This is a genomic window from [Collinsella] massiliensis (genome assembly GCF_002161605.1).
In the GTDB taxonomy this organism is placed as follows: Bacteria; Actinomycetota; Coriobacteriia; order Coriobacteriales; family Coriobacteriaceae; genus Enorma.
The window spans coordinates 129013-150998 of record NZ_NFIE01000003.1; the positions used below are offsets into that span (position 1 = coordinate 129013).

Here is a 21986-nt window from a genome sequence, read left to right on the forward strand (position 1 = left end):
TGATACCGCGCGCAGCGCGGCGCGTCAAGCGCGAAACCTGAGCGAAACGAAGCGCGACCTCACCCCTCGTCCGACTCGATCGGCGGGAACAACTCGAGGAAGCGCTTCGCCGAATACGCCTTGACCCACGAGCGTTCGAACGCCGTACGGTCGCGCGTGATGATGAAGTCGACCTGCGCGCGCTCGGCGATCGCCCGGATACACCCGTCCTCGTAATCCGGCTCGTTGGAATCGAGGGCGATGGCGCACGCCTCGACGTCGAGCTCCTCGATGTCGAAGATGCGGATGAAGATGCGCAGCCAGTCGCGTCGCTCCTGCTCGGACAGGGTCTTCCGCGAGATGTAATAGAAGTCGTTGAGCGAGGACGCGGCAACGAGGCCCGTATGCACATGGTTGATGATGAGCTTGACGAGCTCGAGCGCCTCATCCGATTCGGGGCGGTCCGGAATCACGTAGTCGAGCAGGGTGTTGGTATCGAGCAGCATCTTAGACATCGCGGTTCGCCAGCTCTCGCTTGAGCCCCTCCGGGGTCAGGGTGGACAGGAACGTATTGCGGGGCATGCGCGCCCGCAGCTGCATGGCGTATTCGAAGAGCTCCTGGCCGCCGTCGGGGATGCGCGGGCGCGCCGGGTCGGGCGCGGGGACCTCCTCCGCCACCGTCACGGCAGCGGAAGCCGCGGCCCCGAGCGCCCCCGCCTCGGCGGCCGCCGCAGCCTTGAGGTCAGCCCAGTTCTTCGGCGTGCGCACGCGGTCGGCGCGGGCAGCTGCGCGCTCCGCCGCCTCGCGGCGCGTGAGGGACTTGGCCACCGTGGCGACCGGCTCGCCCGCGGGCTCATCGCGCACCGGGACGATCTTGAAGAGCGGCTTGCTCCGTTTGAAGATGGTGTACTCGACGCCGTCCGTCGCGACGCGGTCGGCGATCTCGGTCAGGTTCTTGCGCGCCTCGGAAAAGCTCGCCGTGTACATGGCAACCTCCTCGACCGAATGTCTACCTTAATATCTATAGTAATAGCTACGTTCATATAGAGCAAGCGTGTATCGCCATGCAAAAAGGCGATACCGACCGCCCCGAAGGAGCCCGTCGATATCGCCTTCTACCTGCCTACCTGTGAACGCGCCCGCCGCCGTGGCAGCAGCCGAGCGCCGCGCCCAGCGCGCCTACTCCGCCGCGGGCACCTCGCCCGTCGCGAGCACCTGCTCGAGCGCCTCCTCGTCGAGCACGGGCACGCCCAGGCTCTCGGCCTTCGCGAGCTTGCTGCCCGCGCCCGGGCCTGCCACCACGTAGCTCGTCTTCTTCGAGACGGAGCCCGTCACCTTCGCGCCGAGCGCCTTGAGCGCCGCCCCGGCCTCGTCGCGCGTGCGGCGCTCGAGCGTGCCCGTGAGCACGAACGTGAGCCCCGCGAGCGGCTGCGCCGCCACGAGGTCCTCGGCCACGCCCGTCTCCTGCGACGCGCGCGCGGCCTCGCCGGAGAGGTCCTCCTCGAGGGTGAGCCCCGCCACGCGCAGGCGCTCGAGCACCGCGAGGTTCTCCGGGACGCTGAAGAACTGCCGCACGCTCTGGGCGATCTTCGGCCCCACGCCGTCGACGGCGGCGATGTCGTCCTCGTTCGCCACGATGAGCGCGTCGAGCGTGAGGAAGCGCCGCGCGAGGACCTCGGCCACGCTCTTGCCCACATGGCGGATGCCCAGAGCGAAGAGCACGCGGCTGAGCGGCTGCGCCTTCGACTTCACGAGCTCGTCGACGACCTTCGCCGCGATGGTCGCGCCCACGGGGATGGGGTCGCCCGCGCGCACGCCGCGGCGCTTGTCGTCCTTGAGGTAGGTGCGGCCCGTGTCGAGCCCGGCGAGGTCGTCGGCCGTGAGCTGGTAGAAGTCCGCCACGTCGTGCACGAGCCCCGCCTCGATGAGCTTGTCGATGAGCTCGTCGCCCACGCCGTCGATGTCCATGCACCCGCGGCTCACCCAGTGCGCGAGCCGCTCCTTCACCTGCGCGGGGCAGTCGATGGAGACGCAGCGGTACGCGACCTCGCCCTCCTCGTGCACCACGGGGCTGCCGCACGCGGGGCACGTCCGGGGCATGCGCCACTCCGCGGCGTCGGCGGGGCGCTTCGCGAGCACCGGCCCCACGACCTCGGGGATCACGTCGCCCGCCTTGTGCACCACGATGGTATCGCCCACGCGCACGTCCTTGCGGTGCACCTCATCCTCGTTGTGCAGCGTCGCGCGCGCGATGGTGGAGCCCGAGACCGTCACCGGATCGAACTCCGCGACCGGCGTGAGCACTCCCGTGCGCCCCACCTGGATGCGGATCTCGCGCAGGACGGTCTCCTTCTCCTCCGGCGGGAACTTGAACGCGATCGCCCAGCGCGGGGCGCGCGCCGTGAAGCCGAGCTCGTCCTGCTGGGCGAAGCTGTCGACCTTCACCACCACGCCGTCGATGTCGTAATCGAGGTCTTCGCGATGCGCGAGGGCGTCGGCGCAGAACGCGTGCACCTCCGCCGGCGTGGTGCAGCGTGCGACGTTGGGGTTCACGGAGAAGCCGGCTTCCTTGAGCCAGCTCAGAAACGCGTGCTGCGAGTCCACGTGCAGGGGCGCGGTGTCCGCCACGGCGTAGAGGAAGGTCGCCAGGTCGCGCCTGGCCGTGACCTTGGGATCCTTTTGGCGGAGGCTCCCCGCGGCGGCGTTGCGCGGGTTGGCGAAGGGCTCGCGGCCCTGGGCGTCGGCCTCCTCGTTCAAGCGCAGGAAGCTGCCCTTGGGCATGTAGACCTCGCCGCGCACCTCGATGGGGCGGCGCGCGTCGGCGCCCATGTGCGCGAGCGCCGCCTGGGACAGGCGCATGGGCACATCGCGGATGGTGCGGACGTTCAGGGTGACGTCCTCGCCGGTCACGCCGTCGCCGCGCGTGGCCGCGCGCACGAAGCGACCGTCCTCGTAGGTGAGCGCCACGCCGAGGCCGTCGATCTTGAGCTCGCAGGTGTAGGTCGCGTGCCCCGCCCCGAGCGCGGCCTCGGTGCGCTCGAGCCATTCGTCGAGCTCGTCGAGGTTCATGGCGTCGTCCATGGAGTACATGCGCGCCATGTGCTCGACGGATTGGAACTGCGGCGACACGTAGCCGCCCACGCGCTGCGTGTACGAGCGCGGGGTGACGAGCTCCGGGTAGGCCGCCTCGATCTGCTGCAGCTCGATGAGGAGCTTGTCGAAGGCGGCGTCCGTAATCTCGGGCGCATCGAGCGCGTAGTAGCGGTACGCATGGTACTCGAGCTGGCGGTTGAGCTCCGCCGCGCGCTCGGCAGCGGCCTCACGGGCCTCCGCGCGCGCCGCCTCGTCCGTGCCCTCGGCCTGCGCGTCCATATCATCAAAAAGGTTCAGCTGTTTCACCGTGACTCCCCGTTCGTCGGTTTGCCCTCTCAGGGTACCATCCGCCCGCCCCGGCGCGGACGGCTTCGTTGGCTCGTCGCGCGTCTTCCCCGTTCCTCCTCGAAACATGCCGCGGGCGCATGCGCTGCCGTTTCCGTGCATCGCATGCGCCCGCGTGGGTTCAGGGGCTGTCCTGTGCGCGCCCACGCCCTGCAATCGACGCGGCGCGCGCAGACGCTACTGGTTCGCCATGAGGTCCTCGAGGTACTGGCGGAACTCGTCCTCGTTCATGAGGCTGCCCGAGCTGTCGCCCGTCGTGCCGTCCTGGCTGTTCTCCTGGAGGTCGGCGTCGGAGCCGAGCGTGACCTCGATGTCCTGCGTCTTGTCGCCGCGCACGACGGTGAGCGTGATCGTCTCGCCGATCTGGTGCTCGCGCGCCGCGATGATGAGGCCGTCCGCCGAGGTGACGGGCTCGCCGTTCACCGCGGTCACGATGTCATCCACCTCGAGGCCGGCCTCGGCCGCCGGGCTGTCCGGGTTCACCGCGGTCACGACGGCGCCCTCGGAGACCGGGAGGCCCTGCTCACGCGCCGTGAACGCGTTCACGGAGGTCACGGTCACGCCGATGTAGGGGTGCGCCGGGGTCTCGCCCGCGATGATCTGCTCCGCGATGTTGATGGCGTAGTTCGACGGGATGGCGAAGCCCACGCCCGCGCTGGAGCCGGAGTAGGACTCGATCACGGAGTTGATGCCGATGAGCTGGCCTTCCGCGTTCACGAGCGCGCCGCCGGAGTTGCCGGGGTTGATGGCGGCGTCCGTCTGGATCATGTTCGCGTAGATCGCCGTGCCCGAGGTGCCGGTCAGCGCCGTGGAGCGGTAGAGCGCGCTCACGATGCCCGTGGAGACGGACTGCTCGTTACCGAAGGGGCTGCCGATGGCCATGACCCACTCGCCCACGGTGATGTCGTCCGAGTCGCCCACCTCGATGGGCGTGAGCGTGCTCGTGTCGATGTCCTTCAGGCGCACCACCGCGAGGTCGCTCGAGGCGTCGGAGCCCACGATGTCGGCCTCGTAGCTCTCACCGTCCACCTCGACGCTCACCGCCGTGGCGCCCTCGATGACGTGGTAGTTCGTGAGCGCGTTGCCGTCCGTGTCGAGGATGACGCCGGAGCCGACGCCACCGGAGCCGGTCTGCTCGTTCACCGCCGAGATCGACACCACCGAGGGCAGCGCCTTGGCCGCCACGGCCTCGGCGAGCGTGGTGTCCTCGGCGTCGATCTTGATGGTCTGCGCGCTGTTCGAACCGGAGAGCGCGGGCGCGTCGACGCTCGAGTCCCCGATGTTGAGCGCGCCGGTCATGACGAGCGCGATCACGAGCACCGCGCCCACGACGAGGCCGGCGAGCGATGCCAGGAAGACCGGCATCTTCTTCGTCTTGGTCTTCACGACCGTGCGCGTATCCACCGTCGCGGTCGCGGGTGCCGCCTGCTGGGCGGCGTGCTGCCAGTGCGCGCCCGCCTGCTCATCGGCCTGCGTGCCCGCCGCGTGCTGGTACGCGGTCGCGCTGGGCTGCTCGACCGTCGGCTGGGACTGCCATGTGGCGCCCCCCTGCCCCTCGCCCTCGGACGGGGTCTGATTGGTCTCGATGGAGATGCGCGGCGACGAACCGGTGCCCTCGCCCGCAGCAGCGCCTTCGCGATGCTGGAAATCCCTCTCATCCATGAAGATCATCCTTTCGCTATTCCCGACGCCGGGCGCGAGCGCCCGACATTCCTCATGCTGCCCGTTTTGTACCCCGCCCGCGACGTGGAGCGATTCCGGGGGATAATCTTCAGCCAAGATTAACTAAATGCGATGGGGCTCCACGCGCTCCGCATACCGGTCGGCGCGCAGCGACATTACTCCTTGAACAGGTAGCCCACGCCGCGCACGGTGGTGATGTGCGCCGCGATCTGCGGGCCCACCTTCGAGCGGATGCGCCGGATGTGCACGTCGACGGTGCGCGTGCCGCCGCAGTACTCGAAGCCCCACACGCGGTGCAGCAGCACCTCGCGCGAGTACGCGCGGTTGGGGTGCGTGGCCAGAAACGAGAGCAGCGAGTACTCCATGAGGGTGAGGTCGACGGGCTCGTCGTCCAGGTATACCTGGTAGGTGGCGAGGTTGATGACGAGGTTGTCGATATGCAGCACGTCGTCCACCGCGAAGGCGTCCTCGTCCCCCAGTAGGCGGCGGGCACGCACCTCGAGCTCGACCTCGCTCGCGCCGGAGCTGATGAAGTCGGAGCGCGAATGCGCGGGCAGATGGAGCGTGGGGAGCGATTCCTCGTCGGCGATGACGAGCATGGGGATGCCGCCGCGGTCGTCGAGCCACTTCACGATCTGCTCGATGCGGTCGTTGCGGATGCCGTCCGCGTCGAGCACGAGCAGATCGAAATCATGTGCCGCCGTGGGCGAATCGGGCGTGGCAAGGCTCACCTCGACGCCGAGCGGCTGCGTGAGGGTGCATACGAACTCGTAGAAACGCGTCGTTCGTGCCATGAACAGGATGCACGTATCGGCCATGGAGCACCTCCTTCGATAGATTTCATCATACCGCATGCCAGACTCCCGCGTGGCCTGCACGGGGCAACTGACATATCACGAATGCGCCCGCATGGGCGCTGCGCGGCGCCGGGCAAGGCCCCGGCGGCAGGGGTCGCGGCGCGCGGGCGGGCCACCCCGGCTATGCGCCGGCGAAGTAGTGCTTCAGCTCCCACTCCGTGACGGTCGCGGAGAACTTCGCCCATTCGTCGCGCTTCCGCCTGAGGAAGAACGAGTGGATGTGCTCGCCGAGCGCATCCTTCATGAACTGCGAGTCCTCGAAATAGTCGAGCGCCTCGTCCAGGCTCCGCGGCAAGGTGGCGTACCCGGCCTCCGCGAGCGCGCGCTCGCCGCCGGCGATGAGCTCAGGCGTGGGCTCGGGCGGCAGCTCGAGCTTGCGCTCGATGCCGTCGAGGCCGGCCGCGAGGGTCACGGCGTTCACCAGGTACGGGTTCGCCATGGGGTCGGGCGTGCGCAGCTCGATGCGCGTCGAGAGCTGCTTGCCCGGCTTGTAGATGGGCACGCGGATCATCGCGGAGCGGTTGCGCAGCCCCCACATGGCGAACGCCGGGCCGTTGTTCGCCCCGCCGCCGCCCAGGCGCTTGTACGAGTTCACCGTGGGGTTCGTGATGGCCGAGATCTCGCGCGCGTGCGCGAGGATGCCTGCCATGTAGTGCCTGGCGATGTCCGAGAGGTGGTAGGTCGCATCGTCCTCGCCCCAGAAGACGTTGTTGCCATCGTGGTCGAAGAGCGACTGATGGAGGAACATCGCGCTCGACGAGGCGCCGGCGATGGGCTTCGGCATGAACGACGCATGGATGCCCGAACCGTACGCCTCGAGCTTGATGATGTACTTCGCCGTGATGATGGCGTCGGAGGTGGTGAGCGCCTCGGCGTGGCGCAGCGAGATGCCGTGCTGCGAACGGCCGCTCGAATGGAACGTGTACTCAACCGGGATGCTCATCTTCTCGAGCATGAGCACCGTGTCTCGCCGCAGGTCGCGCGCGGAGTCGGACGGCGTGAGGTCGAAGTAGCCCGCCTCGTCCATGGGCTCGGGCGTGTGATCGTCCGGGAAGTAGTAGAACTCGATCTCGGTGCCCACGTTCATGAGGTAGCCCGCGGCCTCGGCGCGGTAGAACATGCGGCGCAGGCACTCGCGCGGGTCGCCCTCGAAGGGCGTGCGGTCGGGCCTGCGCACGTCGCAGAACACGCGGGCCACGCCGTCCTTCGACGGGCGCCACGGAAGCACCTGGAACGTCGAGGGGTCGGGGAACGCGAGCATGTCCGCCTCTTCGGGCGTGGTGAAGCCCTCGATGGACGAGCCGTCGAACCCGATGCCCTCCTCGAACGCCACCTCGAGGTCCTCCGGGCTGATGGCGAAGCTCTTGAGCCGGCCGAGCACGTCGGTGAACCATAGGCGCACGAAGCGGATGTCGCGCTCCTCAACGGTGCGGAGGACGAAGTCGATGTTCTGCTGTTTGTCCATAAGGCGTCCCTTCGAACGAGGCATGCCGGAAACGTGCACGCGCGCAGCATGGGCGCCGCGCCTTTCATCCGCCCTGCAGTATCGCACGCGATTGTTTCCGTGCCGTTTCCCGTTGCGGTGCCGCAAGGATGCCGGCGCTCGCGTCGTCAGAACCCGCCAATCATCCAGTTCGTTGGATAAATGTGCCTCATGTTTGAATTTCATCCAGTGAGTTGGATAAAATAATCATACTTGTAGAAATGTCCATCGAACTGGATGCATTGATGCACACGAGAGGACGGTCATGAGGACTATGGACATCATTCAACGACCGCGCGCGCTCAACTGGTTCAAAACATGGCGCGATCGTGATGTCATCAAAGTGGTAACCGGCTTGCGCCGCAGCGGCAAATCAACCGCGATGAAGCTTGCACGTCAAGCTCTTGAAGCCGATGGCACCCCGCCGAACGCCATCATATACCTCGACATCGAGCGCATGGCGTTCGATGCGCCGAAGACCGCGGAAGAGCTCTACCGCATGGTCATCTCGCGCATGGACGTGAGCGAGCAGAAGCAGACCTATATCTTTATCGATGAGGTACAGCGCATCCCCCACTTCGAGCAGGCGGTTGACGCGCTGTATGCTCGTGAGGATACCGATGTGTACATCACCGGATCGAATTCTGACCTGTTATCCAGTGAGCTGGGAACGTTGCTAACGGGTCGCTATGTCGAATTGCATATGATGCCGCTCTCCTTCGCCGAGTATCGCAGCGCATTTCCAGAACGCGAAGACGACGATACGATTCTCAACCGCTACCTCATCTATGGTGGGCTACCCTACACCACCGCGCTTCCCGAAGAAGATACCGCTGACTACCTCGACGGCGTGCTGAACACGATCCTCATCAAAGATGTTTCCCAGCGCCACCCGCGCTTCAACCTCACGAGCCTCCGAGCGCTGCTCGCATTCATGGCAGATAACATCGGCAACCAATTCTCGCTCAAGAAAATCGCGGACGGCCTCGCGCGAAACGGATCGAAGCTCTCCCCCACCACAGTCGGCGAGTACCTGGATGCACTCACCGAGTCATACATTCTCTACGAGGCAAAGCCTTACGACGCAAAGGGTAAGCGGCTCCTAGAACGAGGCGGTAAGTACTATTTAGGCGACTTGGGGTTCCGACACCTGCTGCTCGGACGAGACCAAAGCGATTTGGGGCACCGTTTGGAGAATCTTGTCTATCTTGAGCTCCAACGCCGTAGTCGAAAGGTTTTCGTCGGCCGCGCCGCTTCAACTGAGATTGACTTCATTACCGAAGACCAACATGGCACCAGCTACTATCAAGTCGCACTCAGCGTCCTTGACGAAGGCACGCTCAGCCGTGAGCTCGCACCGCTTCGCAGCATTCAAGATAACTACCCCAAGACGCTTCTCACGCTCGATCGCATAGGGCTCGGCGATTATGGAGGCATCCGACACGTAAACATCGTCGATTGGCTCCTCGAGCGCCCGCGCGCGGGAGCTTCCCGCTGAGGAACCGCCCCGCCGGCCTAGCGGACGCCGCGCCCCAGGTCGTCGGCGACCTTGTCGACGCCCTTGCACGCCGGGCAGCCCTTCTGCCCGCACGAGCTGCAGCTGCCCGCGGACGAGCAGTCCGCGCACGTGCCCTTGCGCCGCACGCGCACGCACACCGCGATGAACGCCGCGGCGACGAGCGTCAGGATGATGATATCTGCCACGCCCATTGGTTCAACCTCCTGCTTTCATACTAAACCTCATGTACCCGCTGGGAGACGACTCCGGACGGGCGTGCAAGAAAACGGCCGGGGCGCGAAGAGGGAGCGCGCCCCGGCCACTACGAGGGGGAGCAAGCGTTACGCAGACGCCGCGGCCGCCGCCGAGCCGGGGGCGACGTCGTCGTCCCACGCCCACTTCGGCATGGGGCGGAACAGCTGGAAGAGCATGCCCGCGATGCACGCGAACGCCACGACCGTCCAGACGCCGAAGCTGCCGAGCACGATGAGCTCGTAGAGCTGGTTGATGATGAGGCCGACCACCCAGGCGAACGCGCACTCGTACCCGATGGCGATGGCCGTCCAGCGTGCCGAGTTCATCTGCGCGCGGATGGTGCCCATGGCCGCGAAGCACGGCGCGCACAACAGGTTGAACGCGCCGAAGGCCGCGATGGCGCCCATGCTCGGGAACATGCCGGCGAAAGCGACCCACAGGTTGGGGTCTGTCTCGGTTCCGTCCGCGATGTGCAGAAGCGAGCTCGCCGTGGCCACGACGTTCTCCTTGGCCACGAGGCCGGTGATGGACATGGCCGTGGCCTGCCAGGAGTCGAAGCCGAGCGGCGCGAAGATGAACGCGATGGCGCCACCGAGCATGGCGAGCACGGAGTAGTCCGTGAACTCCTCGGGGATGCCCTCCATGGCGGGCAGGAAGCCGAACGCGCCCTCGTACACGCCGAAGTTGGAGAGGAACCACACCACGATGGTCGACGCGAAGATGATGGTGAACGCCTTCTTGATGTAGGCGGAGACGCGCTCCCACACGTGCAGCGCCCACGAGCGGACCGCCGGGAGGTGGTAGCTCGGCAGCTCCATGACAAACGGCGTCGGGCGGCCGGCGAAGAGCTTCGTCTTCTTGAGCATGATGCCCGACGCGATGACCGCGACCACGCCCAGGAAGTAGAAGAGCGGCGCGATCCACGCGGCCTCGGCGGTGCCCACCATGGCGCCCATGAGCAGCGCGATGATGGGGAGCTTCGCGCCGCACGGGATGAACGTCGTGGTCATGACGGTCATGCGGCGGTCGCGCTCGTTCTCGATGGTCTTCGTGGCGAGCACACCGGGAACGCCGCAGCCCGTGGAGACGAGCATGGGGATGAAGCTCTTGCCCGAGAGGCCGAAGCGGCGGAACACGCGATCCATCACGAAGGCGACGCGCGCCATGTAGCCGCAGTCCTCGAGGAAGCTGAGCAGCACGAAGAGGACGAACATCTGCGGGATGAAGCCGAGCACCGCGCCCACGCCGGCGACGATGCCGTCGAGCACGAGGCTCTGCACCAGGTCGCTCGCGCCCGCGGCGGTAAGCCAGCCCTCGATGACGCTGGGGATGGACGGGAAGCTCTGGCCGAAGAGCGTGAAGCCCTCGCCGAAGAGGTTGTCGTTCACCCAATCCGTGCCGGCGGTGCCGATGGCGCCCGACGAGGTGGCTATGAAGTAGACCCCGAACATGATGGCGATGAAGATCGGCAGGCCGAGGATGCGGTTCGTGACGATGCGGTCGATCTTCTCGGAGGTGCTCATGCGCGCGGGCGCCTTCTTCACGCATTCGTCCATGAGGTGCGCGATCTGCGCGTAGCGCTCGCTCGCGATGATGGACTCCGCGTCGTCATCGCAATCGCGCTCGCACCGCGCCACGAGCGCCTCGACGCGCGCGGCCGCCTGCGCGGGCAACTTGGCCTGGGCCGCCGTGGCCTCGTCGCGCTCGAAAAGGTGCACCGCGAGGTAGCGGCGCCGGCTATCGGGCACGGATGCGGGGAGCTCCGCCTCGATGTGCTCGATCGCGTCCTCGATGGCCGCATCGAAGGCCAGGCGCTTCGCCTTGCCCGGATGCGCGGCCGCGTGCCGCGCCTTCCCGATGAGCTCGTCGATGCCGGTCCCGCGCAGCGCGGAGACCATGACGACGGGCACCCCGAGGCGCGCCGAGAGGGCGCGGACGTCGATCTTGTCGCCGCCCTTCTCCAGCAGATCCGCCATGTTGAGCGCCACGACCACAGGGAGCCCCGTCTCGATGACCTGGAGCGCCAGGTACAGGTTGCGCTCGAGGTTCGTGGCGTCGAGCAGCTGGATCACCACATCGGGCTCGCCGCTCATGAGGTAGTCGCGGCTCACGCGCTCCTCCGGGCTGTAGGGGGAGAGCGAGTAGATGCCGGGCAGGTCGGTCACGGTCACGCTCTTGTCGCGCGAGAGCCGGGCCTCCTTCTTCTCCACCGTCACGCCGGGCCAGTTGCCCACGTAGCCGTTCTGGCCGGTGATGAGGTTGAAGAGCGTGGTCTTTCCGCAGTTGGGGTTGCCCGCCAACGCGATATGGAGCTGTGAAGCTGCCATACTGTCCTTCTTTCTTGGGGCAGGCCCTCGCCGAATGGGTTGGTTGGGGACGTGTTCCTTTCAACCCCTTTCAACCCATGTTTCCGCTGGCCGCCCCTGGCTTTGAAACTTCTTCAGTTGCCGAGTCGCGCCGGTTTCGACATATCGGAGACGGGCGTAGCGCCGCCCGCACCGATCTGATCAAAATGTTATATAACGCTAACTCTGCCAGTACAATAAAAGCGCCACCAGGCGCCAACGTGCGCTACTGCACCTCGACGATCGCCGCTTCCTCCTTGCGGATCGAAAGCGCGTACCCGCGCACGGCGATCTCGACCGGGTCTCCCAGCGGGGCAACCTTCACGACCGTGAACGGCGTGCCCTTGATGAGCCCCAGATCCATGAGATGGCGCCGCAGCGCGCCCTCGCCATGGAGCTTGACGACCGTGGACGAATCGCCCACCTGCACATCTCCCAGCGTTTTCATCGCATACCCCCTTTCCAGTTCCCCTATCGCCACCCCGCCCTGGCAGCAGCGCCGCCCGGGGCGCCCGCCGGCAGGCACTCCCCTGCTCAGGCTTCCCGCGGCATCGCAGGGCGGGGCGCGCGGCTATGCGGTCAAGACGTGCGCGGCGACCTTCGCATCGAGGCCGAGCCGCGCGCCCTTGACGAGCACGATGATGTTGCCGCCGCCCGACGTCACCACGTGCACGCCGGCGCCCTCGACGAACCCCAGGTTCGCGAGGTGCCGCTTGATGGCATCGTTTCCGCGCACGCGCACGACGGTGACGTCGTCGCCCCCGCGCACCAGGGAAAGCGGAAGCGCCGACGCGATCGAACCTCCCAGCATGCCCACCCCTTCGTCTTGCCGCATCTACGTGGCGAAGCAAACGAGCCGCGAGCTGCCCGGCTGCCGAGGAGAGAAGAAACCGTCGGGGCACGCACGCTCATTTGTTCACCTAAGTAAACTATCACGATGCGCGGTGGATGTGAAGTAAAAATTAGCCTTTTCTAACAATTTAAAGCGAGGCGTGCGGCACGCGACATGGCGACCCGCGGAAGCGCGCGAACACCCGCTGCGCGCTCCGCATTTCCGCTGCATACGCGAGCGGGGCAGCCATCCGGTATCGGACGACTGCCCCGCGTTCAGTTTCGCCTCATTCGGCCGATCGGCGCGCCCAGCCTACTCGATGCGCAGGCCCACCTCCTTGAGCTGCGCCATGCTCACCTCGCTGGGTGCGGCGCTCATGAGGTCGCTGCCGCTCGACGTCTTGGGGAACGCCATGACATCGCGGATGGAATCGCAGCCCGCGAGCAGCATGCACACGCGGTCGAGACCGAGCGCGAAGCCGCCCATGGGCGGGGCGCCGAAGGTGAGCGCCTCCATGAGGAAGCCGAACTGCTCCTTGGCGCGCTCCTCCGTGAAGCCGAGCATCTCGAGGATGCGCAGCTGCAGCTCGGGGTCGTGGATGCGCATGCCGCCGCCACCGGCCTCGAAGCCGTCCATCACGAAGTCGTACGTGCGACTGCCCACGGAGAGCGGGTCGCTCTCGAGCCGCTCGATGTCCGCCTCGACCGGCTGGGTGAAGGGCTGGTGCTCGGCGGCGTACGCCTTGCGCTCCTCGTCCCAGTGGAAGAGCGGGAAGTCCACGACCCACAGGAAGTCGTGGCCCTCGCGCGGCACGTCGAGCGCGTCGGCCATGTGGCAGCGCATGCCGCCCAGGATCTCGTCGGAGGCGAGGCGCGGGCCGGCGGCGAACATCACGAGGTCGCCGGGCTCCACATCGCAGCGGCGGCGCAGCTCGGCCATCTCCTCGTCGCTGAAGAACTTCACGATCGGGCTGTTCATGGAGCCGTCCTCGCGGAAGGCGATCCATGCGAGGCCCTTGGCGCCGAAGGTCTCGGCCACCTTGGCGAGCTTGTCGATCTGCGCGCGCGGCCACGTGCCGGCGCCTTTGGCGTTGAGCGCCTTCACCACATGTCCCTCGGTGTTCGCGGCGCTCGAGAACACCTTGAACGCCGAGCCCTTGAACACGTCGGTGAGGTCGATGAGGTGCATGCCGTAGCGCGTGTCGGGCTTGTCGGTGCCGTAGGTGTCCATGGCGTCCCAGTAGGAGATGCGGCGCAGCGGCGTGGGCATCTCGACGCCCACCTGCGCGAACGCGTCGGCGAGCACGTCCTCGAGCGCGCCCATGACGTCGTCCTGGGTCACGAAGCTCATCTCGATGTCGACCTGGGTGAACTCGGGCTGGCGATCGGCGCGCAGGTCCTCGTCGCGGAAGCACTTCGCCACCTGGTAGTAGCGCTCCACGCCGCCCACCATGAGCAGCTGCTTCAGGAGCTGCGGGCTCTGCGGCAGGGCGTAGAAGCTGCCTGGCTGCAGGCGGCTCGGCACGATGAAGTCGCGCGCGCCCTCGGGCGTGGACTTGAAGAGCGCCGGCGTCTCGACCTCGGTGAACGCTCGGTTGTGCAGCGCCGAGCGGATGGCGAACGTGAAATCGCTGCGCAGCTGGATGCGGTGCGCCATCTCGGGACGGCGAAGGTCGAGGTAGCGGTACCGCAGGCGCGTGTCCTCGGCGGTCTCGATGCGGTCCTCGATCTGGAACGGCGGGGTCTTGGAGCGGCCGAGCACCTCGGCGCGGTCGACGAGCACCTCGATCTCGCCGGTGGGGAGCTTGGCGTTCACCGTCTCCTCGTCGCGGGCGATGACCGTGCCGTGCACGAGGATGGGCCACTCGGGGCGCATGGTCTCGGCGATGTGGAACGCCTCGCCGCCCGCGTGCTCGGGGTCGAAGGTGCACTGGGTCATGCCGGTACGGTCGCGCAGGTCGCAGAAGATGAGCCCGCCGTGGTCGCGGCGGCGCCACACCCAACCGGTGAGCGTGACCTCCTCGCCGATGTTCTCGCGGCGCAGCTCGCCTGCGGTGCGGGTGTGCATGGAGTGGATGTTCGCGGGGTTCGTCGCAGCCGATGCGGCCGCAGCCTGGGTCTCTGCCACAGGATCCTCCTTTTCATCTGTGCCGTCCCGTGCCGGAACGGACGGCTTCGTACAGACCGCCGAGCCTGCGTAGACCGCGCAGCTCAGCGCACGAGGCAAAATGGTACCAGCTTGCCGCCGGAGCCGCCACCGCCCGCGCGCGTTCTATAAATGTTTACATCGCGGCAAAGGCCGGAGTCGGTATCGCGCAACGGCCGTTGCGCCCATCCCGCGGGCTCGCGCGCACGCCGATGCAGGTTGAGGTCGCAGGCCGGCTGGCCGCGGGAGCACTTTTTTCCTACCAGAATCGAAAACGTGGTGATGGAATTCAGATATGCACGATGCGAAGCGCGATATTGGCCCCACGGCACCCCCGAGAGCGGCTTCCGGCTGTCCGCACGCAAGCGAATCCTGGGAAAATGTCTACGCCCGCGCGCCGAACCTGCTCGCGAAGCCTCGTTCCCCCATCCCGAATCGCGCATATCTGAATTCCATCACCACAAAACGGCCCTGGGAGCCTAAAAACTGCGCGCACCTATGCCCCTCGCGTTCCAAAACACCTCCCGGCAGCGCCGCCGCTGTCTTGAACCTGCATAATCTGAGAGAATCAGCACGGATATCCCGCGTGAAAAGGGGCGATGCACATGAGATGGCTCGGTGTCGACGGCGGCGGAACCAAGACCGCGTTCACCCTGTACAGTGAGCACCTGCGCCCGCTTGACCGATTCGAGCTCCCGACCTGCCATTATGCACAGGCGGGTTACGAGGGCATGCGGCGCGTGCTCGAGGAGGGCGTGCACCGCGCCGAGAACTTAGGGCTGCTCGGCGACTCGTGGGGCATCGGCTTCGGCATCTGCGGTTACGGCGAGGGCGCCGAGTCGAGCGCAGCCATCGAGGACGCGGTGCGGGCGGCGGCGGGCACGCACCCGTTTTCCCTCGTCAACGACGTGGAAAGCGCTTGGGCTGCCGGCCTTGGCATGCAGGACGGCATCGTCATCATCGCAGGTACCGGCTCCATCGCCTATGGCGTGAACGGCGACCGCTCCATGCGCTGCGGCGGCTGGGACTACGAGCTGGGCGACGAGGGATCGGGCGGCTGGCTCGGCAAGGAGTTGCTGCGCGCGTTCACCCGCCAAAGCGACGGCCGCGAACCTGCGGGCGCGATCCTCGAGCTCGTGCGCCGCGAGCTTGACCTTGCCAACGACTTCGAGATCATCGGGTTTGCGCAGGAAGCCATGGGCGACCGGTCGCGCATCTCCGCGCTCGCGCCCTTTGTAGGCGAGGCCGCACGCCTAGGCGACCAAAGCGCGCAGCGCATCCTCGCGCGCGCCGCACAGGAGGAAGCCGAGATGGTTGCGGCCATCATGCGAGGAATCTTCGAGCCCGCTGAGCAGCGCGAACAACGCGAGCGGCGCGGAAGCGCCGCCTCGAGCCCCGAGCCGGCGCGAGCCGCGCCCCGCGTCCCCGTCACCTACGTCGGCGGGACGTTCAAGATGGGAGCGGCGATCCTGGAGCCCCTCGCCGCCGCGCTTCCCGAGCGCTGCGAGCTCGTGAGCCCGCTCCACGAACCGGATCTGGGCGCCTGCCTGCTGCTCCAACGGGAGCTCGGCCTCAAGTAGCGAAGGGTGTGCCGGACGGCAGGAAGGAAGGGGAACCGTCCGGCACCTATGGAGGAAATCACTGTATTCCGCGCGAAGGCTACCCGGCGCGTAGCCGCCGCGCGCGAAGGATGCCCGGCTCGCGGCGACACCGCACCCGAGGCAACCGCACCCGCAGCAGCCCCGCGCCCGCAGCTACTGAGCGTCCGCGGCGTCGGGCTCGGCGGCGGCGCGCTCGCGGGCGCCCGTCACGCGGAAGATCGCCCAGTCGGCGATGCGCACGGCGTCGTCGCCCATGCGCTCGAAGTACTTCGCCACCATGAGCAGCTCGGGCAGGTACTTCGCGCTCGTCTCGCTCGACTTGATGAGGTCGATGACCACGCCCTCGGCCGCGAGGTACACGTCGTCCACGTCGTCGTCCATGGCGAACACGCCGCGCGCCTTCTCCACATCGCTCGTGCGGAACGCCTCGACGGCGTCCTCGAGCATGGTGGCCACGCGCTCGGAAGCGAAGGACAGGTGGTCGCCGAGCTTCTCGGTGACCTCGGCGGGCAGGATCTGCGCGAGCTCCGCCACGTCGCGCGCCTTGTCGTCGATGTGCGACAGGTCGGACACCAGGCGGAACGACCCGCTCACGAAGCGCAGGTCGCCGGCTACGGGCTGCTGGAGCAGCATGATGTCGAAGCAGATGTCCTCGATGAGCGCGCGCTGGCGCCGCGCCGGCTGGTCGCCCGCGAGCACCGACTCGATCGCCTGCTTGTCGCCCGCGAGCGCCTGCGCGAGCGCGCGCACGTCCTCGGCGGTCTTCGCCGCGAAGCGCCCGAGCGCCTCGTCGATGTCCTCGAGCTGTTTCAGGAATTCACTGCGCGTTGCAACCATTAGCTGAACCTTCCCGTGAGATAGTCGTTGGTGAGCTTCTCCTTGGGGTTGGAGAAGAGCTCCTTGGTGGGGCCAGCCTCGATGAGCTCGCCCAGGTAGAAGAAGCACGTCTTGTCGGCGACGCGCGCGGCCTGCTCCATGTTGTGCGTGACCACCACGACCGTGTGGTCCTCGGAGAGCTGCATCATGAGCTCCTCGATCATCGAGGTCGAAATGGGGTCGAGCGCCGAGGTGGGCTCGTCCATGAGCAGGACGGACGGGTCCGTGGCGAGCGCGCGGGCGATGCACAGGCGCTGCTGCTGGCCGCCCGAGAGCCCAAGACCGCTCTTGCCCAGGTCGTCCTTGACCTCGTCCCAGAGCGCGGCGCGCGTGAGGCAGCGCTCGAGGACCTCGTCCTCTTCCGCGCGGCTCATGCGCCCCATGCGGCGCGGCCCGTACAGCACGTTGTCGCGGATGCTCATGGGGAACGGGTTGGGATGCTGGAACACCATGCCCACGTACACGCGCAGGGCGTTGGCGTCCATCTGGAAGATGTCCTCGCCGGCGAAGGCGATGGTGCCCTCGGTGCGCACGGTCTCCACGAAGTCGCACATGCGGTTGAACGTGCGCAGCAGCGTGGACTTGCCGCAGCCGGAGGGGCCGATGAACGCCGTAGCGCGGTTCTCGGGAATCTCGAGCGAGATGTGCTTGAGCGCTTGGAAGTCGCCGTACCACAGGTTGAAGTCGCGGATGGAGATCATGCTCCCCACGCCCTCGATGCTGCGGTGGACGTCCTCGTTGATCGTCGTATCCATATGGTTCTCCATCAGCCGAACCTACCCGTCAGATAATCGGAGAGGCGCTGGTCGCGCGGCGCCGAGAAGATCTGCTGCGTGGTGCCCGTCTCCACCATGTCGCCCACGTAGAAGAAGGCGGTGCGGTCGCTCACGCGGCCGGCCTGCTGCATGTTGTGGGTCACGATGATCTGGCAGAGCCCCGTGTCGCAGAGCTGGCGGATCGTCTCCTCGATGGTGTACGTCGAGATGGGGTCGAGCGCGGAGCACGGCTCGTCATAGAGCACCACGTCCGGCTTCATGGCGAGCGTGCGGGCGATGCACAGGCGCTGCTGCTGGCCGCCGGAGAGCGCGTGCGCGCTCTGCTTGAGCTTGTCCTTGACCTCGTCCCAGAGCGCGGCCTGGCGCAGGCTCGTCTCCACGAGCTCGTCCTCCTCGTCTTTGCCGTGGAGGCGCCCATGCTTCTTGGGCGCGAAGAGGATGTTCTCGCGGATGGACTTGCGGAAGGGCGTGGGCTGCTGGAACACCATGCCGATGGACTTGCGCAGCTCGAAGAGGTTCTCCTTGGGCGTGTTGATGTCACGCCCGTGGTAGAAGATCTGCCCGCCGATCTTGCAGCGCGGGATCTCGCGGTTCATGAGGTTGAGGCAGCGCAGGAACGTGGACTTGCCGCAGCCCGAGGGGCCGATGAGCGCCGTCACCTCGCCCGCGCGGAACTCGAGGTTCGTCTTGTGGAGCGCCTCCTTGGTGAGGTCGTAGGTGACGGTCACGTCCTGCGTGCGCAGGAGCACGTCTGACGCGGCGGCAGCGGACGCGGCCTGGCCCGTGGCGGATGCGCCCCCGTAGACAGCCTGCTGGTGTGCGGTATCGGTCATTCTGCGGTCAACCTCCTCGCGAGGAACTTGCCCAGCACGCGCGCGAGCACGTTGAACAGCAGCACGCACACGATAAGCACCGTCGCGGTGCCCCACACGATCTCGGCCGAGCCGGGCGTGGGCTCGGAGGTGAGGCGCCAGATGTAGACCGCGAGCGTGCAGGCGGGGCGGAAGATGTTGAAGGGATTCGTGGGGCTCATGAGGTCCGTGCTCGCGAAGTTGAGGCGCGAGGGCGCGGAGCCCGAGGTGAAGATGAGCGCGGCGGCCTCGCCGAACACGCGGCCCGCCGAGATGACGATGCCCGTGACGATGGCCGGCATGGCGGCGGGCAGCAGCACGTTCACCGTGGTCTCCCAGCGCGTGAGTCCCATGGCGAGCGCCGCGTCGCGCTGGCTGCGCGGCACGTCCTCGAGCGCCTGCTGGATGGTGCGCACGAGGATGGGGATGTTGAACATGGTGAGCGCCACGGCGCCGGAGATGATCGAGATGCCCCAGCCCATCACCACGACGAAGAAGAGCGAGCCGAACATGCCCACGACGATGGAGGGCAGGCTGGAGAGCGTCTCGATGGCCGTGGAGGCGGCGGAGGTGACCCAGTTGTCGGGCGCGTACTCCACGAGGAAGATCGCGCCGCCGAGCGAGATGGGCACCGAGATGAGCAGCGTGATGATCAGCATGTAGAACGAGTCGAACAGCTGGTAGAGGATGCCCGAGACCTCGGCCGAGGAGGGGTTGGTGAGGAAGCCCGGCGTGAGCGCCGTGCCGCCACCGCGCACCAGGATGTAGAGGATGATGCCGGCAAGCAACAGCAGCACGAAGGCCACGATGGCGGTCAGGATGCCCGTGGCGATCTTGTCCTGGCGGCCGATGCGCTTGACGTGCGCGCTCAGGTCGCGGCGCGCGCCGGCGGCGGGAGCCTGCGCGGTTGCGGTGCGATTATCCATGTTGCTTCGCCCCCTTGCGGCCGATGAGGTGGATGATGAGGATGAACACGAGCGACATGACGAGCAGGATGAGGCCGAGCGACCACAGCGCATGGTAGAACTCGGTGCCGCTCACGGCGTTGTTGAGGCCGGAGGTGAGGGTGGCCGTGAGGGTCGAGGCCGGCGAGAGCAGGCCGGTGGGCATGTTGCGCTCCACGCCGCCGATGACCATCTGCACGGCGAGTGTCTCGCCGAAGGCGCGGGTCATGCCCAGGATGACGGCCGTCATGATGGAGGGCGTGGCGCTTTTCAGCACGACGTGCCACACGGTCTGCCAGCGCGTGCACCCGAGCGCGTACGAGCCCTCGCGGTACTCGTTCGGCACGGCACGCAGCGCGTCGATGGAGAGCGTCGTCACGGTGGGCAGGATCATGACCGCGAGCACGATGGACCCGGAGAGGATGCCCGCGCCCGTGCCGGCCGCCGCGCCGAAGATCGCGCGCATGGCCGCGTTCACCACGTAGAGACCGAGCACGCCGTAGACGACGGAGGGGATGCCCACGAGCAGCTCGACGAGCGGCTGGAACACCCGGGTACCGAACCCGGGGGCGACCTCGACCACGAACATGGCCGAGCCGAGGGCGATGGGCAGCGCGATGATGGTGGAGAGCAGCGTGACGGAGAACGAGCCCACGATCATGGGCAGCGCGCCGTACATATCCTGCTCAGGGATCCAATGCGTCCCCGTCAGGAACGCGATGGGGTCGAAGCCGTCTACGAAAAACGTGGTCAGGCCCTGCTGGGCAACCATGAAGATCAGGGTGAGCACCACGAGGGCCACGAGGGCGACGCACGCGCCCGTGATGGTGAGCCCGATGTTCTCAAGACGGCGTTTCGGCATGACCTTTGCCATGTGACGCCTTTCTCAACAGGTGAAGGGGCACCTCGCGCGAACGAGAGGCGCCCCGCAGCTTACGATTCGAGCCGATATGCCGGGCTCACGCTACTCGACGGGCGTGACGTTGCCGTCGACGTCCTTCTTGACCTTCATGTTGCTCACCGGGATGAAGCCCTGGTCGATGACGGTCGTGGACTGGATGTCCTCGGACATGATGAAGTCGATGAACGCCTTGGTGATGGCGGCCGTGGACTCGTCCTCATCGGAGCGGGTGTACATGTGCTCGTAGGCCCAGATGTTGAAGTCGCCGCTCTCGACGTTCTCCTGCGTGGGCTCGACGCCGTCGACGGAGAGCGCCTTGATGCCGTCGTTGGTGTCGTAGTAGTTGAAGGCGACGTAGGAGATGGAGCCCTCGGTGGCAGCGACCTGCTCGACCACGGTGCCCGAGGAATCGACCTCGGCGACGGGGGTGAAGTCGGCCGGGACCTCCTTGCCCTGGAGCACGGCGGCCTCGAAGGTGGCGCGGGTGCCCGAGCCGGCCTCGCGGTTGATCACGTTGATGGTGCCGGCGGTGCCGCCCACCTCGGACCAGTCGGTGATCTCACCGGTGAAGATGCCGGCGAGCTGCTCGGTGGTGATGTCGTCGATGTCGACGTTGGCGTTCACGATCGGGCCCATGCCCACGATGCAGACCTGGTTGTCGACGAGGTTCTCGAGCTGGGACTCGTCATCGACCTTCTCCTCGGCGAACACGTCGGAGCGGCCGATCTGGAGGGAACCATCCACGATGCCGGAGATGCCGTCGCCCGAGCCGCCGCCGGAGATGGCGATGGACACGTCGGGGTTGTCGATGTAGAACTCCTCGGCCACGGCCTCGACGAGGGGCTGGAACGAGGTAGCGCCACCGCAGTTGATGGTACCGGAGAGGGCAGCTGCATCGCTACCGGCGGCGGAGCCGGCAGAGGTCTGGGTGCCGCCGCAGCCAGCAAGGCCGAGGCCGGCGAAGGCGGCGGCGCCGCCCGCGAGGCCGAGGAACGAACGACGGGTGCACGAGGTGTTCAACATGAATGATTCTCCTTCCAGAATCTTGCACACGACTGATTCGCGGACTCGTGGGTGGGAGCCCGCGCTCGTCGATGTGCAATGTACTGCGCAAACGGCGCCGCCTCGTGCTCGCGCGCAGGTTATTACCGGGGTCTTATGAAACATTACGCAGGGTGAACGGCAGGTTTACGCATTGTTTACAAAAGGGCGCGCATGTAAAGGCGGGCGGGATACGTGGCGGTTTTCAGCGCTCCCAGAGAGGCTGCCCAACCCAAAATGCGCGAAACGAGCGTTTTATAGGGGGTAGGCCAAGTAGCCGCCGAAGGAGCGAGCTCGCTACCTGCAGTTCCGTCGGCGCGCAACCCCGTGCTACTTCAGGGGGTGCCTGTAAACCGCTCGTTTCGGAAGCGCGGCGGAATCCTGGACCGCCGGATGGGAGGGGCGATGTACCCGAGGGAGGACAGGGGGAGGATCCTCGCGGACCTCGAGGAGAGCGGGATGCTGCCGGGGGCGTTCGCGA

At 66.9% G+C, this 21986-nt stretch carries 19 protein-coding genes; 2 read left to right on the plus strand and 17 right to left on the minus strand.

Going from position 1 to position 21986, the window contains the following annotated elements:
- Positions 1–59 precede the first annotated feature (59 nt).
- The 6 genes from B5G02_RS02000 to B5G02_RS02025 form a co-directional block, all read right to left on the minus strand.
- On the minus strand, positions 60–494 hold the full coding sequence (locus B5G02_RS02000; protein WP_232385544.1) for a type II toxin-antitoxin system VapC family toxin: 435 nt from the start codon (positions 492–494) through the stop codon (positions 60–62).
- Positions 487–966, minus strand: a complete 480-nt coding sequence (locus tag B5G02_RS02005; RefSeq protein WP_019247119.1) for a type II toxin-antitoxin system Phd/YefM family antitoxin — start codon at positions 964–966, stop codon at positions 487–489. Before B5G02_RS02005 ends, B5G02_RS02000 begins: the two co-directional genes overlap by 8 nt.
- A 192-nt stretch (positions 967–1158) precedes the next feature.
- Positions 1159–3351: an NAD-dependent DNA ligase LigA gene (gene ligA / locus B5G02_RS02010; protein ID WP_094334976.1), complete on the minus strand. Its 2193-nt coding sequence runs from the start codon at positions 3349–3351 to the stop codon at positions 1159–1161.
- Positions 3352–3594: 243 nt separating this feature from the next.
- Positions 3595–5079, minus strand: a complete 1485-nt coding sequence (locus B5G02_RS02015) for a S1C family serine protease (protein ID WP_094334977.1) — start codon at positions 5077–5079, stop codon at positions 3595–3597.
- Between the two features lie 176 nt (positions 5080–5255).
- Positions 5256–5918, minus strand: a complete 663-nt coding sequence (locus tag B5G02_RS02020; RefSeq protein WP_019239783.1) for a winged helix-turn-helix transcriptional regulator — start codon at positions 5916–5918, stop codon at positions 5256–5258.
- A 160-nt stretch (positions 5919–6078) separates the two neighbouring features.
- Positions 6079–7422 (minus strand): glutamine synthetase family protein, encoded by a 1344-nt coding sequence (locus tag B5G02_RS02025; protein ID WP_094334978.1) that lies wholly within the window; start codon positions 7420–7422, stop codon positions 6079–6081.
- 292 nt (positions 7423–7714) lie between these two features.
- Between B5G02_RS02025 and B5G02_RS02030 the strand changes: the two genes are divergently transcribed.
- Positions 7715–8938, plus strand: coding sequence for an ATP-binding protein (locus B5G02_RS02030; protein WP_241146130.1), 1224 nt, complete (start codon positions 7715–7717; stop codon positions 8936–8938).
- A gap of 17 nt (positions 8939–8955) precedes the next feature.
- Here B5G02_RS02030 and B5G02_RS02035 read toward each other — a convergent pair whose 3' ends face one another.
- From B5G02_RS02035 to aspS, 5 genes are all read right to left on the minus strand, one after another.
- Positions 8956–9150, minus strand: a complete 195-nt coding sequence (locus B5G02_RS02035) for a hypothetical protein (protein WP_019239786.1) — start codon at positions 9148–9150, stop codon at positions 8956–8958.
- A gap of 129 nt (positions 9151–9279) precedes the next feature.
- Entirely contained in the window at positions 9280–11520 is a 2241-nt protein-coding gene (gene feoB, locus B5G02_RS02040; protein ID WP_019239787.1) for a ferrous iron transport protein B, read from the minus strand.
- Between the two features lie 244 nt (positions 11521–11764).
- Positions 11765–11986, minus strand: coding sequence for a FeoA family protein (locus tag B5G02_RS02045; RefSeq protein WP_019239788.1), 222 nt, complete (start codon positions 11984–11986; stop codon positions 11765–11767).
- A gap of 123 nt (positions 11987–12109) precedes the next feature.
- Positions 12110–12349: a FeoA family protein gene (locus B5G02_RS02050; protein ID WP_094334980.1), complete on the minus strand. Its 240-nt coding sequence runs from the start codon at positions 12347–12349 to the stop codon at positions 12110–12112.
- 333 nt (positions 12350–12682) lie between these two features.
- The gene (aspS, locus tag B5G02_RS02055; RefSeq protein WP_187367779.1) at positions 12683–14437 is read right to left on the minus strand and encodes an aspartate--tRNA ligase; all 1755 of its coding nucleotides are present in this window, start codon (positions 14435–14437) and stop codon (positions 12683–12685) included.
- A gap of 683 nt (positions 14438–15120) precedes the next feature.
- Here aspS and B5G02_RS02060 point away from each other — a divergent pair.
- A complete protein-coding gene (locus tag B5G02_RS02060; protein WP_094334981.1) occupies positions 15121–16095 on the plus strand; it encodes an N-acetylglucosamine kinase in 975 nt (324 codons plus the stop codon).
- 174 nt (positions 16096–16269) lie between these two features.
- Here the strand turns inward: B5G02_RS02060 and phoU are convergent, their stop codons facing one another.
- The 6 genes from phoU to B5G02_RS02090 all read right to left on the minus strand — a co-directional run bounded on the left by phoU (position 16270) and on the right by B5G02_RS02090 (position 21487).
- The gene (gene phoU / locus B5G02_RS02065; RefSeq protein WP_019239792.1) at positions 16270–16953 is read right to left on the minus strand and encodes a phosphate signaling complex protein PhoU; all 684 of its coding nucleotides are present in this window, start codon (positions 16951–16953) and stop codon (positions 16270–16272) included.
- Positions 16953–17747, minus strand: coding sequence for a phosphate ABC transporter ATP-binding protein PstB (pstB, locus tag B5G02_RS02070; protein WP_019239793.1), 795 nt, complete (start codon positions 17745–17747; stop codon positions 16953–16955). The genes phoU and pstB (B5G02_RS02070) overlap by 1 nt, the downstream gene beginning before the upstream one ends.
- An 11-nt stretch (positions 17748–17758) precedes the next feature.
- Positions 17759–18601, minus strand: coding sequence for a phosphate ABC transporter ATP-binding protein PstB (gene pstB, locus B5G02_RS02075; RefSeq protein WP_019239794.1), 843 nt, complete (start codon positions 18599–18601; stop codon positions 17759–17761).
- Positions 18598–19545 (minus strand): phosphate ABC transporter permease PstA, encoded by a 948-nt coding sequence (gene pstA, locus B5G02_RS02080; protein ID WP_019239795.1) that lies wholly within the window; start codon positions 19543–19545, stop codon positions 18598–18600. The genes pstB (B5G02_RS02075) and pstA overlap by 4 nt, the downstream gene beginning before the upstream one ends.
- On the minus strand, positions 19538–20437 hold the full coding sequence (gene pstC, locus B5G02_RS02085; protein ID WP_019239796.1) for a phosphate ABC transporter permease subunit PstC: 900 nt from the start codon (positions 20435–20437) through the stop codon (positions 19538–19540). The genes pstA and pstC overlap by 8 nt, the downstream gene beginning before the upstream one ends.
- A gap of 90 nt (positions 20438–20527) precedes the next feature.
- Positions 20528–21487, minus strand: coding sequence for a phosphate ABC transporter substrate-binding protein (locus B5G02_RS02090; RefSeq protein WP_019239797.1), 960 nt, complete (start codon positions 21485–21487; stop codon positions 20528–20530).
- Positions 21488–21986: the final 499 nt, after the last annotated feature.